The sequence below is a fragment of the Francisella frigiditurris genome, from assembly GCF_001880225.1.
Taxonomy (GTDB): domain Bacteria; phylum Pseudomonadota; class Gammaproteobacteria; order Francisellales; family Francisellaceae; genus Francisella; species Francisella frigiditurris.
Window position 1 is genome coordinate 1,573,320 of the sequence record NZ_CP009654.1, and the last position, 13,293, is coordinate 1,586,612.

The window sequence follows — 13,293 nt, forward strand, 5'->3', positions numbered from 1 at the left end:
CTTATTTACTTATCTTATTTACTTAAATTAACTTCGTTATATTCTTTTTTAGTTTTTATTATTTTTTTTACTAAAGATTCAAATCTATCTAGGGATTTAACGCCTTTAAAAAGCCAATCAAACATATCGTTATCTTCGGAAGTTAAAAACTCTATAAATAGCTTTTTATCTTCAATAGATTCTTTTATATACTTTTCTTCTAAATAAGGCTTAAGCATTATATCTAACTCAAGCATTCCTCTTCTTGCTGAATATTTTATCTTATCTAAAGAATAGAATATTGGATTATCACTTTTTATTAACATTAAAATTTACTATATTTACATGTATTCGTATAAAGTCTATACCTATTATTGGCTATATCCAAGAGGGTAAATTTAATTTTATTTAGGATTTATTCTTTAAATTATTTAATCATTTATGTATTATTGCTGGAATAAGACTTTTTATTTTCAAAAAAGTTACTAAAATTCATATTTTTCGCCTAAATATTACATTTAAATAAGGACTAATAATGGCAAGCGATAATCAAACTTTAATAAATATTTTAAACAACGTTGATGAACTAGAATTGTTTAAAAATGTATCAGAAGAATGGTCAACTATTCTTAATGAACATAATGAAGAAATAAAAGTAAAAAAATTATACTCAGCTTTAATAAAGGAAAGTATCAGAAGAGAGACTGCTGAAAGACTTGCTAAAGATGCAAGATCTTACTCAGATTTAATTCAAGAGCAAAGTAAGCAAAGGCTATCTGACTTAAAAGAAAATTTAGAAAACCAGATAACTTTTTTAAGACAACAAATAAAATCATTAAAAGAAGAATCTGCTAAAAATCTTGACTATTATAGAGAGCAACTTCAAAAAGCTACAAAAAGATTAGTTGAAAATAAACAATAATTGTTAAAAATATTTACTTAGAAACTTTTTCACTTTAGCTTCCTCAACTTTTATAACTTCTAAGTTGCCTATATTACTCATAAGTATAAATTTGATTTCGCCTTTATCGTTTTTCTTATCTAATAACATAGCATTATAGAATTCTTCTTGCCCTATTTCTTTTGGAAGCTCAGAAGGAATGTTGAATGCTCGCAATAGTTTAGAAACTTTTTCTATAATATCTTTATTAATTAAGCCTAGGAAACTAGAAAAATCCATAGCCATGTACATACCAACACCAACAGCTTCACCATGCTTTAGGCCTCTGTACTTTTGGCATTTTTCGATAGCATGTCCAAACGTATGACCAAAGTTTAAAAGAGCTCTTCTACCAGTAAGATCATATTCATCTACTGCAACAATTTGTGCTTTTATCTCACAACTTTTTTTAACCATCTCTATTAAAACTTTAGGATCTTTTTTATTAATAGACTCAATATTTTCACACAAGAAGTTAAAAAAACTTTCTGATATACAGCCATATTTAGATACTTCAGCCATTCCTGAGATATATTCTCTTTCAGGCAAAGTTTTATAAAATTGTGGTGATGTATAAACCAATTTAGGCTGATAAAATGTACCTATCATATTTTTGCCTAATTGATGATTTATTGCTGTTTTACCACCAACTGAAGAATCTACTTGTGATAAAAGAGTAGTTGGTATTTGAATAAAATCTACTCCTCTTTGATATATAGATGCTGCAAAACCAGTTATATCCCCGATAACTCCTCCACCTAGTGCAATAAGCATAGTAGCGCTTCTAGTATAGTTATTTTCAAGTAAAGAATTTATTATTTTATCTAAACTCTGTTGAGACTTGAATTCTTCACCATCATCTAAAATACAAATACTAACCTCTTTTGCTTCAGCTTTTATAGAGCTTAGGAACTTGTCTAGATAAATCTTTTCTATTGTTGTATTAGTAACTATGAGAACTTGCTTCTGATTTATAAAATTTGATATATAAGAAAAATTCAGCTCACTATCTAAAATAATTTCATAATTATTGCTAGATGTTGGCTGAACATTAAGTTTAGTTATCACAGAGGAGACTCTTCGACTAAGAAGTTTGAAATTTTACTAACTATATTTTTTACTGTTGCTCCATTAGTCTCTACAACAACATCAGCTATACTTCTATAAAGGGGCTCTCTTTCTTCCATAAGTTGCTTTAGTACGCCCTCTCTATCATCTACTCTTAACAAAGGTCTTTTAGTATCTTTTGATGTTCTTTCAAGCTGTTGCTCTATCGTTGCCTGCAAGTATACAACCTTACCTCTTGAAGAAAGTAATGATCTAGTATCAGCATCTAAAATAGCTCCACCGCCTGTTGCTAAAACGATGTTTTGCTTTTCAGTTAGAATATCTGCTATAACACTTTTTTCTCTTTGTCTGAAGCCCTCTTCACCTTCGATATCAAATATCCAGTTTATATCAACTCCACATTTTTCCTCTATCACGCTATCAGAATCTATAAATTCACGTTTTAATTCTTTAGCTAATTGCTTACCTATAGTAGATTTACCTGCACCAACAGGCCCTATTAGAAAGATATTTTTTGTTCTAATCATTATTTTTCTTAAAGCTTATTTGATTATACACAGTGATAGTAGTTACTAATCACACCTTTTATATCTTAAAATCGTAGACTATATAAAATACCTAAAAATCTCTGTTTTTTCAATAAAATTTTATCTAAACAACTTCTCTTTGTATGATTTTAGGAGTTATAAATATTAATAGCTCTTTATCCAAATTTTCAATATGAGTGTTACTAAACAAATACCCTAAATATGGAATATCTCCTAATAAAGGCACCTTAAGTTGAGTTTCTCTCTCCTCTTTATCATATATACCACCTATAACTATTGTTTGACCATCTTGAGCCATAATTTTTGTAGTAATCTCCCTTTTTTCAATTGGTGGTGGCTGACCCTCTTTTCCCGGCAACACAGAGTTTTTAGTAACTAAAAGCTCCATTATCATATATCCATCAGGGGCTATCTGTGGAGTCACCTGTAACTCTAAAACAGCTTCTTGAAAGGCAACTGATGCGGCTCCTGAAGCAGTACTTTGATTATATGGAACATCTGTACCTTGTTTAATAAAAGCCGTCTCATTATTTGAAACAATTAGGTGTGGAGATGAAACTAGATTTGCATTTCCTTCTGTTTCTTGAGCTTTTATTTCCATACCAATATAAACACCATTTCCAACTGTACCCCCAAATTTACCATAAACCATATCTCCTGTTGCAGGATCAGTTGGTGGGGTAAAAGTATTTATCTGAAAGTTAAATGAATCTCCAGGACCTCTTATTTCATAATTAAAAGCTAAGTCTAATGATGCGGTTCTACTAACCTCAACTATTCTAGCCTCAACAAGTACTTGATCATTCGGGACATCTATTTCTTTAATTACTTCTTTTATTTTAGGAATATTTGCTTCGGTATCAGTGACAATTAAAGTATTAGTTCTAACATCAGAAGTTATACTTCCTCTAGAAGACATTATTCCTCCATTTTGATTAGCCATAGAAGTAATAACAGTTTGTGCAGAAGTAGCTGTTGTATAGTTTAATGGTATAAACTCAGTTATCAAAACTGCATTATTCTCTAAAGATCTTTTAGTTTGAACCTCTAGTTGCTCCTGAGCAGCTATTTCTGGGGCTGGTGCCACATATAGAATACTATTCATTTTTTTTGTAGCTAAACCTTTACTCACAAGAATAATATTCATAACCTCATTCCAGGGAACATTTTTAAGGTCTATAGATATATTTCCTCTAACACTACTACTAACAACCAAATTCAAACCTGCAAACTCAGCTAAAACCTGCAATACTGTCTCTATAGGAGTATCTTTAAACGAAACTGTTATTGGTTCATAAATATTAAAGCCTTCAACCCTACTCTTTTGTCTATCAAATTTAAATTCCAACACATTTGCTTTTCTATTGTCTGAAAATGCTATTCTATCTAAAGAATGTATTTCAAATACTGTTTCACTCTTATTGTTAGGATGAGATATTTTTATTGAATCTACTATTGTATTAAAGACGGTTGTATTCATGTCACTAATCCAACTATCTGAAATACTAGTATCTTTTAAGGTTATTTTCATAGTATAGCCATCTTTTGACAGCTCTGTTTTAAAGTTTGAATAACTACCCACTTCAGTATCAAATACTAATCCTAGTACTGCTCCGCCATTTAAACTACGATGGAATTCAATATTCTTAATATGATATTTAGTATCTCTTTTACTTGTAGTGTTTACATTTGCTTCTCTTCCTACAATACTACTTTCTTTTTCAGTATTTTGTACAGCATCCATACTTTGACCACTATCTATATTAGAAGAGATCGTATCAGCAGCAAAAGCATTAAACTCTAAGTTAAAAATAAATATAAATAAAACACTTATAATAAAAAATTTTTTCTTAAAAAACATTTTTTTCCTTTAACGTAAAACAAAGTCAGTTTTCTTCCATGTATTGTTTAAACTATCTTTTTTCCACTCTTGTATAACAATACCATCATTACCAATAGATTTAACTATTCCATAACTTTCACCTATTGGATCATTTTCTTTTAAATAGTAAAGTTTAGTATCTTTACTTGATTCTATAACGCCCCAATCTTTATCTCCCTGATAAACACTCCCCTTAAATCGGAATGAGTTAATTGGGAAATTCTCTAGAAAAGTTTTCTTTTTTTGCATTAATTGCTGCAGCTCTTCAGGAATAATTTCTTCTTTCTTTTCTATAGCTTGTACGCTATTAATCTCTTTCTTTTGAAAAGGTAGATCATGAGCCAAATCAAAAATATTTCTTATTTTAGATAACCTTTCGAAAGTTACAATATCAACACCATAATCAGGCATAATTAGCTTTTCTGTACTTTTTAGAGTTTTTTTATTACTTATTATCATATTATCTATATCTGTAAACTGACTATTTGTACTAGCATATATTGATACAGCAATATTCATTAAAATAATAAACAAAGAGAATCTTAATATATTTTTTAATTTGATACTAGAAATTACAGCAAAAATCATACTCCTGTCCTACTATAAGTTCTTAAGTCAAAATTCATTGTCAAGACATTACCATTTCCTTTAGCTATGGTCATATTAGTAATAACTACAATTTGATCCATATCTAATAAAGCAACGAAGAGCTTTATCATATTATCAAAAGTCCCGATAACAGTAGCTCTAAAATTAAGTGCATATAAATCTAGCTCTTTATCTTTTTCTACACCTATTGGAGATAACTCTGTAATATTAACGCCTGACTTTTTTATATTATCACTAAGGATTGAAAGAAACTCTGGAACAGAAAGTTTTTCTGGAATAGTTATTCTTTCTTTCTCATTATGCTCTTCTAAGATTTTAACCTCTTTTTCTAGCTCTTTAAGATCTTTTTCCTTTCTTATCAAAGAAACAATTCTAGCCTTTAAAGCACCTGTCTCTAAATCTGCTTTTTCACCTTCAGTAATAACAGGCGAAACGAACATCATATAAAAGATAAACAAAAACATCACAAACAAGATTAAAGTAACTAATAACCTAGCTTTCAATCTCATATAAAGAACTTTTTTAACATATTTATGCGATAGTAAAGAGTTTAATTTTTCTATCATAATGTTAATTTCCTACCATATTAGCTTTCTCAAAATTCAGAGATATAATAAAACTTCTTTGACCTTGTTTTTCTGGTCCCAAATTAGTTAATTCAGCCTTCTTAAGACCAAAGTTTGTTTCTAAATTTTTAATAAAGTCTGACAATAGTTTTAAATTAAGAACTTGACCAGTCAAAACAACTGATTTTGTTTTTTCAATATATTTAAGATTTTCAAGATATATTCCATCTGGAATTGCTTGTGATATATTTTCAATACCTAGAAGCATATAATACTGACTTTTCTGTATACGGGCAAAATCATCTGTGGTATCTAGAAGTAAATCTCGACGCTTTTTCATTTCAGAGTATCCAGCTATTTCTTTAGATAACTCCATTACTTTTGATTGCGCATAATCTTTAGTTTCCAACTTCAAGCTAGTCGGCCAATATGTAATAATAGAAACAACATACATTATAATAAAAGATATTAAAGCTATAAAAGCGACATCTATAATCCAGTATAAAACTAGCTGTTTTTGCCATCTTCCTCTAATAAAGTTAATAGATACCATAATTACAATTCTTCCCTCATAGCAATAGCTGTTGCCATAACATATCTATACGAATCTTTAATTTCATCTTGCGAACTTTTCTTAACAAAAAGAAAAGGATCTAGAAGCTGGCAATCTAACTCAACCAAAGATTTTATAGACTCAAAGATGGAGTTAAGTCCTTTTTTTAAACCGAAAATATAAACTTTTTTATCTTGATTATTAAATGTACTTTCAAAAGATTCACCATCAACATCTAAAGCCAGAAAATCTACAAATCTAAGCAATAATTGAACAACCTCATCCACATAACTAGTATCATTTATTTTCAAATCAAAAATTTGTACTAATTCATAGTCAATAAGCTCTCCTTTAGAAGAAAAGCAATATAAACATATTTTATCGCCATATAAATCAAGCAATATACTCTCTTTTTTATTTTTAGAAATTTCTTCAAAATAAAGTTCTTGAACAAAACGAGAAATTGCAAATGTATCAATATCACATACTGCTAAAGTTTTTTTAGCAGCTTTAGATATAGCGTTAATTTTTTCCATATATGATATTTCAGGTATATAATATACTTCAATCTTACTTTCAGAAATAATATGATCAAAATAAGTAAAAGATATCTTATTATATGTTTCTGGATATTTCTTTTTAAGAAAGTGCTCCTGTATATAATCTGAGACACTAGTTTCTGAAATAATTTCTAAGGCTTTTTTATCACAAACTATATCCTCATAATTAACCATATTATCTTTATAAACCAAAAAGCCTAACTTTGTATTTTTAAGCTTATTAAATTTAATAAGGTCGGTTATATAAGTAGCTAAATACTCTGTTGATACATTTCCTTCAACGTAAGCTTCTTCCGGAAAATCATTAGTTTCAAACGCTATTAACTCATACTCATTATTCTCATGCTTCTTCAATTTAACCGAAGATGCTGAAGCCAAATCATATTCAATGCCAAGCACAGTTTTTTTTGCTTTTTTTCTCAATTTCTCAAGCCACAAAGATATCATTGTTTTAACCACTCCCAAACAATTAAATAAGTTTGCACAAAAACTGCAGCAAAGCTATATAGAATACTTAAAGTTAATAGATATACAAGTCTGTTTATTCTATAATTAAATAAAAATTAAGTAAACTATAATCACCAAAAAAGGATTTAAGATGAAAGTAATATTATTAGGTGCTCCTGGCGCTGGAAAAGGAACTCAAGCAAAAATAATAGAAGAAAAATATAATATACCTCACATATCTACAGGAGATATGATTAGAGAAACAATAAAATCAGGATCAAAATTAGGCAATGCACTAAAAGAAATACTTGAAAAGGGACAGTTAGTATCTGATGAATTTATTATAAAGATAGTTAAAGAGAGAATAGAAAAGCCCGATTGTAAAAATGGTTTTTTACTTGATGGAGTTCCAAGAACTATTAAGCAAGCAGAAGAGTTAAATAACTTAAAAGTTGCTATTGATTTTATAATAGAAGTTGAAGTTCCAGATAGCCTACTTATTGAAAGAATAACTGGAAGAAGAATTCATCCAACCTCAGGTAGAGCATACCACATAAAATTTAGCCCTCCAAAAATTGAAGGAAAAGATGACTTAACAGGAGAAGATCTAGTTATACGCTCAGACGATAATGAAAAAACTGTTAAAGAAAGGCTTGAGGTATATCATAAACAAACATCTAAATTAATAGATTTTTACAAAAACTTTAATCACTCTGAAATAAAGAGTCCAAAATACCTAAGAATCAATGGTGATCAAGATGTTAAAGAAGTAAGCAAAGAAATATTCACTAAAATCAATAATAGCTAAATCCAGCCAAACCATTTCTCCCAGAAATCCTCTCCATCACCGCCCTCTGCGATATCTTTAAGATATTTACTATTCGGATAGTTTGCTTTAAGCACTTCCATATTCATATCTACTTGTTTTTGTAGACCCAATTTCTTATATGATTTAATAGTAAGTATTAAAGCATCTTCTATTGAAGAGCTCTGAGGATATTTTTTAATAACCTCAGAAGATCTATTTATAGCAGCATTAAATGCTCCTCTTTTATAGTAAAAATGAGCAATATTCATATAGTACTTAGCCATAGCATCATTGATATATATCATTCTTCGTTTTGCATCTGGAACAAAACTTCCATTAGGATCTAAAGCTAAAGCCTTTTCAAAATTATTATACGCATCCGCATAGCCTGAAACATCATGATAGGTCATATCATAAGGAGCATATGTTTGAAGCAGCCCTCTACCGTTTTCAAATCCAACGACACCAATCATATAGTAAATGTAACCTTTATTTTTACTATATGGATACATCTTGATAAATTGCTCAGCCAAGGCTAGTGACATCGTTGCCTCATCATTTTGATAGTAAACATAAACCAAATCAACCATTCCTTGCTCAGCTTGTTTTGTAAATGGATACTGTGCAGCTAAAGATTTATAAGATCTAATAGCATCAAAATATTCTTCATTTTGCATCTGCTCATGCGCTTTGGCATAAATGAAATCAGCAGTATACCCAGTATATACCTGAGGTAATTCTTGATCTTTTTTAGCTCCACAAGATATCAACAAAAGAACACATAAAATATAAAAAAAACTCTTTTTCACAGTAGCATTACCCTTTATCATAAGCTTTATACTATAATTTCTTTTTAACAGTTTAAGAAAGCAAAATCTATAACTTAACAATGACAGATAATACACCATTAAAAAAAATTCATCAAAATATTATACTTAATAACTCTTATGCTGGAAAAAGAATAGATAGTGTTATAACAGACCTTTTACCAGATTTTTCTCGCTCTCAAATACAAAAATGGATCAAAGATGGAAATATCAAAATAAATGGCACTATCCAAAAAAATAAATATATTGTTTTAGGCTATGAAACTCTAGACATAAATGTTGAATTAACACCACAAAATGAATGGATAGCTGAAAATATTAAGCTTGATATTGTTTATGAAGATGAAGACATCATTATTATTAACAAACATGCTGGAATTGTAGTTCATCCAGGCGCAGGCAACTCAACAGGCACCATATCAAATGCTTTATTACATCATAATAAAGAATCTGAAAATATTCCAAGAGCAGGTATAGTTCATCGCTTAGACAAAGATACTACCGGTCTAATGGTTGCTGCTAAAAGCATTCTTGCTTACAATTCACTTATTGAACAATTATCAAATAGAACTGTAAATAGAAAGTACTTAGCTATAGTTGAAGGGTTATTAGAATCATCTGGTACTATAGACAAACCAATAGGTAGAAGCTCTTCCAATCGAACAAAAATGGCTATTACTGAAAATGGCAAAGAAGCTATCACAAACTATACACCTATCGAATTATTTACCTACCACACATTAGTTGAATGTAAACTTGAAACTGGGCGAACACATCAAATAAGAGTCCACATGAAAAGTATAGGATATCCTCTAGTTGGAGACCAAACCTACAATAATAAATCTAAACGATATCCGAAACTTGATAATCATACCAATAACGCTTTATCTAACTTAAATAGACAGGCTCTTCATGCTTTTAAACTATCATTCATCCATCCAAAATCAAAAGAAATCATGAATTTCACACAACATCCTCCTTTAGATATGCTAAAATTAATAAATATATTAAGACAAAATTAATTAGATAATGAAAAATATAAAAAACTTTTTAATTCCTTTTACTCTAACAGCTGGAGCTCTATTAATATCTTTTAACACTTATGGCGATTCCAATATTTATCACCTATCAACACAAGCTCCTGAATATACTCATGAAAAACCGGACTTTGCAGCTATGCCAGTTAAAGAAAAAAAAGAAACTTTTATCAAACTTGCACTAATTGGTATAAATAGTGCTAATAATGAGATATGTGCTGAACGAAAAGAAGTAAAAGATATACAAAAATCTTTAGATAAAAATAAAAAAATAAACAATAAGCAAGAGAAAAGATTAAATACTTTTGCTGAATATTATAAAGTTGACTATCAAAACTTATCATCAGAGCAAGTAATACAAAAACTACTTATTAGAATAGATACAGCACCTCAAAGTTTTGTCTTAGCTCAAGCAATATTAGAAAGTGGCTGGGGAACATCTAGATTTGCAACAGAGTATAATAATTACTTTGGTCTTCATTGCTTTGAAGATGGCTGTGGAGCAAAAGCAGAAAAAGCTGATGTATATATGGAAATATTTAGAACACCTGGTGATAGTATATTGGGTTACTATTATAGATTAAATACTGGTGGTGCATTTGAAGACTTTAGACAAGTTAGAGCAAAGACAAATGGAAAATCTAATCAGGTTGATGATTTACTTAACACATTAAGTAATTATTCTGAATTAAGTGGCGATGAATATAAGCAAAGACTTTTAAGTGTTATAGATTATAATAACTTACGCCAATATGATACTCCAACTTGTGGAAACACTCACTAACTTTCCCTTCTATTCATAAAGTAGAATTAAGCTTCTGTTTTATGTATACTGATTAAAGGTTACTTATTCTAAAAAAATATGAAGATAATCATAAAAGAAGGTACTGCTTATTTTAGTGGAGAGTGGACAGTAGAATCATCAGACTATTCTAAACTAAAAAACTCTCTTAAAAAAAAAATAAAATATATCGATATTAAGGATGTATCTAGAGTCGACACTACTGGTGCATGCTTAATTTTAAAAGCATTAAGTTCTCTTTCCCTAAGTACTAAAAACTTAATTAACGGAGAAGAGAAAATAAATAATGTCATTTCTCTAACTTCAAAATATTACACTCCAACTTCTGAACTTACGGGTAATGAAGAAAATAATATGGCACCTATATTTAACCAAATATATATGCTTGGTAAAAATACAAATAATTTCTTCTCAGAGTTTAAAAAACTCATATCTTTCCTTGGTGCAATTTTCATAGGGTACATACATTTTCTTAAACGCCCTCAAAAGGCCTTTTTTTCTATTGTTCTTGATGTCACCTACGATGCTACAATTAAAGCTCTTAGCATTATTGTATTATTGTCATTAATAATTGGTTTAGTTTTAACATATTTACCCATGAACCTAATGATGCAATACGGGACTCAAATATTCGTTGTTGATATGTTAGGAATTTCTTCTTTTAGAGAGTTTGCTCCACTTTTTACAGCCATAATAGTTGCTGGCAGAAGTGGCTCAGCATTTACTTCAGAAATAGGAATAATGAAAGTAAATGAAGAAATTGATGCTTTGCAAACAATCGGTGAAGACCCTATGCAAAGGCTAATTTTACCAAGAATAACAGCCCTAATGATAAGCTTGCCCGTACTTACAGTAATAGCAATGATTGCAAATATTATTGGTGGAATAGCAATTACATATGCATGTGCAGGAATAACTCCTTTAGAGTTTATAGAAAGACTCTTCTCTAATGTAAGTGCCGGAAACTTTTGGATTGGGCTAGTAAAAACACCTTTTTTTGCTTTAGTTATTGCTGGCATAGGGTGCTTGAGAGGAATTACTGTTAAACGTGACTCCCAGAGCGTAGGTGCAGCAACAACAGCAAGTGTAGTTTATTCAATTTTCTTAATAATTGTAGTCGATGCTATATTTGCTGTAGCACTAAATGGTATAGCATAAGGATCTTTGAACATGGCAAATAACAATATTATTGAAGTTCGCGGATTAGGAACAAAATTTGGTAGACAATGGATACATAAAGACCTTGACTTAAATATTCCTGAAAAAAGAATCAGCTGTATCATTGGTGCTAGCGGATGTGGTAAAACTACTCTTATGAGAGAGATATTAATGCTTCAACCAATCCAAGAAGGTAAAATATACCTACAAGGTCAAGAAATATCACAACTTGCTGATAATCCTATAAAAAGACGTGCAATATCTGGATCTATGGGAATGATGTTTCAGCATTGTGCTCTATTTAGCTCAATAACAAACCTACAAAATGTTATGTTTCCTCTAAGACAACATACAAAACTCCCTACAGATATTTTAGAAGAAATTTCTAGAGTCAAATTAAAAATGGTTGGCCTACATGAAAGCGCTTTTAACAAGTATCCATCAGAAGTTAGTGGAGGCATGCTTAAAAGAGTTGCTCTAGCTAGAACAATAGCTCTAGATCCTAAAATTATTTTTTTAGATGAGCCTAATGCAGGCTTAGACCCCTACTCTGCAAAATCAATGGATAATTTAATACTATACTTAAAAGAAGAGCTAGGAATGTCAGTAGTAATGATTACTCATGATCTAAATACTATATGGAACATTGTTGACGATATTATATATATGGATGAGAAAAAAATTATGATTCATGATACAGTTGAATATGTTGCTAAACAAACTCAGTATGAAAGCATTCAAAAATTCTTTCATTCGCATGAGCAACATCAATAAAGGAGATAAATACTAATGAATGAAAATAGCTTTAAAAATCTCTTTGCTGGTTTTTTTGTATTATTCATGCTTTTTGTAATGATATTTATAGGCTTCTCTTTATCAGGCGGCTTTAAACAACAACCAACAACAACCTATGTCGCAAACTTTAAATCTATAGCAGGTTTAAATGATGGATCAGTAGTATCTTATAAAGGCTTTAAAGTTGGTAAAGTTAGCAAAATTGAAATAAATCCTAAAAATCCAAAACTTGTAAGTGTTTTTATGCAAATAAATAATGATATTACAATCTATCAACAGACTGTTGCAACACTTCAAGCTGTTGGAATAACTGGTCAGTCTCAAGTAGAGTTATCTTTAAAAATAGACAAACATGAAAAAGCCTTAGAACCTATTCAAGTTATGCCAAATAGCGTGCCTGAAATAGCGACTATGCCTTCTCAATTTGATAGTATTATGCAAAATGTAAATGGCATATCAAACTCTTTAAATGAAATGGCATCTAAGTTTAATAGTATGATGTCTGAAGATAATATGGGAGCATTTAATAATTTAATAGATAGTACAAACATACTCCTTTATAACCTAAGTAACTCATCTATCTACTTTAATAAAACACTTATGGACATGAATGAGACTATGGTAGATATGCAAGAAACAATCGTTAGATTAAATGGTGTTCTTCAACTACTAGAATATGATCCATCAATAATTGTTAGAGGCGTTAAACATTAA

At 29.9% G+C, this 13,293-nt stretch carries 16 protein-coding genes; 7 read left to right on the plus strand and 9 right to left on the minus strand.

The annotated features are described in order from the left end of the window. Positions 1-14 precede the first annotated feature (14 nt). Positions 15-305 carry an FAD assembly factor SdhE gene (locus KX01_RS07835; protein WP_071664459.1) on the minus strand — a complete coding sequence of 97 codons (291 nt, stop codon included), beginning with the start codon at positions 303-305 and terminating at the stop codon, positions 15-17. 209 nt (positions 306-514) lie between these two features. Here KX01_RS07835 and KX01_RS07840 point away from each other — a divergent pair, with 209 nt between their 5' ends. Further along, complete coding sequence (locus KX01_RS07840) at positions 515-901, plus strand: kinesin (RefSeq protein WP_071664460.1); 387 nt, start codon at positions 515-517, stop codon at positions 899-901. Between the two features lie 3 nt (positions 902-904). On the opposite strand, the gene aroB is transcribed toward KX01_RS07840, so the two are convergent. The 7 genes from aroB to KX01_RS07875 all read right to left on the minus strand — a co-directional run bounded on the left by aroB (position 905) and on the right by KX01_RS07875 (position 7,152). Further along, complete coding sequence (aroB, locus tag KX01_RS07845; protein WP_071664461.1) at positions 905-1,987, minus strand: 3-dehydroquinate synthase; 1,083 nt, start codon at positions 1,985-1,987, stop codon at positions 905-907. Continuing rightward, positions 1,984-2,514 (minus strand): shikimate kinase AroK, encoded by a 531-nt coding sequence (gene aroK / locus KX01_RS07850; RefSeq protein ID WP_071664462.1) that lies wholly within the window; start codon positions 2,512-2,514, stop codon positions 1,984-1,986. The genes aroB and aroK overlap by 4 nt, the downstream gene beginning before the upstream one ends. A 124-nt stretch (positions 2,515-2,638) precedes the next feature. Further along, the gene (locus KX01_RS07855) at positions 2,639-4,396 is read right to left on the minus strand and encodes a type IV pilus secretin PilQ (RefSeq protein ID WP_071664463.1); all 1,758 of its coding nucleotides are present in this window, start codon (positions 4,394-4,396) and stop codon (positions 2,639-2,641) included. Between the two features lie 9 nt (positions 4,397-4,405). After that, positions 4,406-5,005, minus strand: coding sequence for a pilus assembly protein PilP (locus tag KX01_RS07860; protein WP_083578920.1), 600 nt, complete (start codon positions 5,003-5,005; stop codon positions 4,406-4,408). Next, positions 5,002-5,592 (minus strand): type IV pilus inner membrane component PilO, encoded by a 591-nt coding sequence (locus KX01_RS07865; protein WP_071664464.1) that lies wholly within the window; start codon positions 5,590-5,592, stop codon positions 5,002-5,004. The genes KX01_RS07860 and KX01_RS07865 overlap by 4 nt, the downstream gene beginning before the upstream one ends. A 4-nt stretch (positions 5,593-5,596) precedes the next feature. Next, a complete protein-coding gene (locus tag KX01_RS07870; RefSeq protein WP_071664465.1) occupies positions 5,597-6,145 on the minus strand; it encodes a PilN domain-containing protein in 549 nt (182 codons plus the stop codon). Between the two features lie 2 nt (positions 6,146-6,147). Further along, the gene (locus KX01_RS07875; RefSeq protein WP_071664466.1) at positions 6,148-7,152 is read right to left on the minus strand and encodes a type IV pilus biogenesis protein PilM; all 1,005 of its coding nucleotides are present in this window, start codon (positions 7,150-7,152) and stop codon (positions 6,148-6,150) included. A gap of 151 nt (positions 7,153-7,303) precedes the next feature. On the opposite strand from KX01_RS07875, the gene adk reads away from it, so the two are divergent. Beyond that, positions 7,304-7,960 carry an adenylate kinase gene (gene adk, locus KX01_RS07880; protein WP_071664467.1) on the plus strand — a complete coding sequence of 219 codons (657 nt, stop codon included), beginning with the start codon at positions 7,304-7,306 and terminating at the stop codon, positions 7,958-7,960. On the opposite strand, the gene KX01_RS07885 is transcribed toward adk, so the two are convergent. After that, positions 7,957-8,790, minus strand: coding sequence for an outer membrane protein assembly factor BamD (locus KX01_RS07885; RefSeq protein ID WP_071664468.1), 834 nt, complete (start codon positions 8,788-8,790; stop codon positions 7,957-7,959). The two genes, adk and KX01_RS07885, sit on opposite strands and share 4 nt — an antisense overlap. A 59-nt stretch (positions 8,791-8,849) precedes the next feature. On the opposite strand from KX01_RS07885, the gene rluD reads away from it, so the two are divergent. The 5 genes from rluD (at position 8,850) to KX01_RS07910 (ending at position 13,293) form a co-directional block, all read left to right on the plus strand. Continuing rightward, positions 8,850-9,809, plus strand: coding sequence for a 23S rRNA pseudouridine(1911/1915/1917) synthase RluD (rluD, locus tag KX01_RS07890; protein WP_071664469.1), 960 nt, complete (start codon positions 8,850-8,852; stop codon positions 9,807-9,809). Between the two features lie 7 nt (positions 9,810-9,816). Then, a complete protein-coding gene (locus KX01_RS07895) occupies positions 9,817-10,608 on the plus strand; it encodes a glucosaminidase domain-containing protein (RefSeq protein ID WP_071664470.1) in 792 nt (263 codons plus the stop codon). 78 nt (positions 10,609-10,686) lie between these two features. Beyond that, positions 10,687-11,784 (plus strand): MlaE family ABC transporter permease, encoded by a 1,098-nt coding sequence (locus KX01_RS07900; protein ID WP_071664471.1) that lies wholly within the window; start codon positions 10,687-10,689, stop codon positions 11,782-11,784. Positions 11,785-11,796: 12 nt separating this feature from the next. Beyond that, a complete protein-coding gene (locus KX01_RS07905) occupies positions 11,797-12,558 on the plus strand; it encodes an ABC transporter ATP-binding protein (RefSeq protein ID WP_071664472.1) in 762 nt (253 codons plus the stop codon). A gap of 15 nt (positions 12,559-12,573) precedes the next feature. Then, a complete protein-coding gene (locus KX01_RS07910) occupies positions 12,574-13,293 on the plus strand; it encodes an MlaD family protein (protein ID WP_071664473.1) in 720 nt (239 codons plus the stop codon).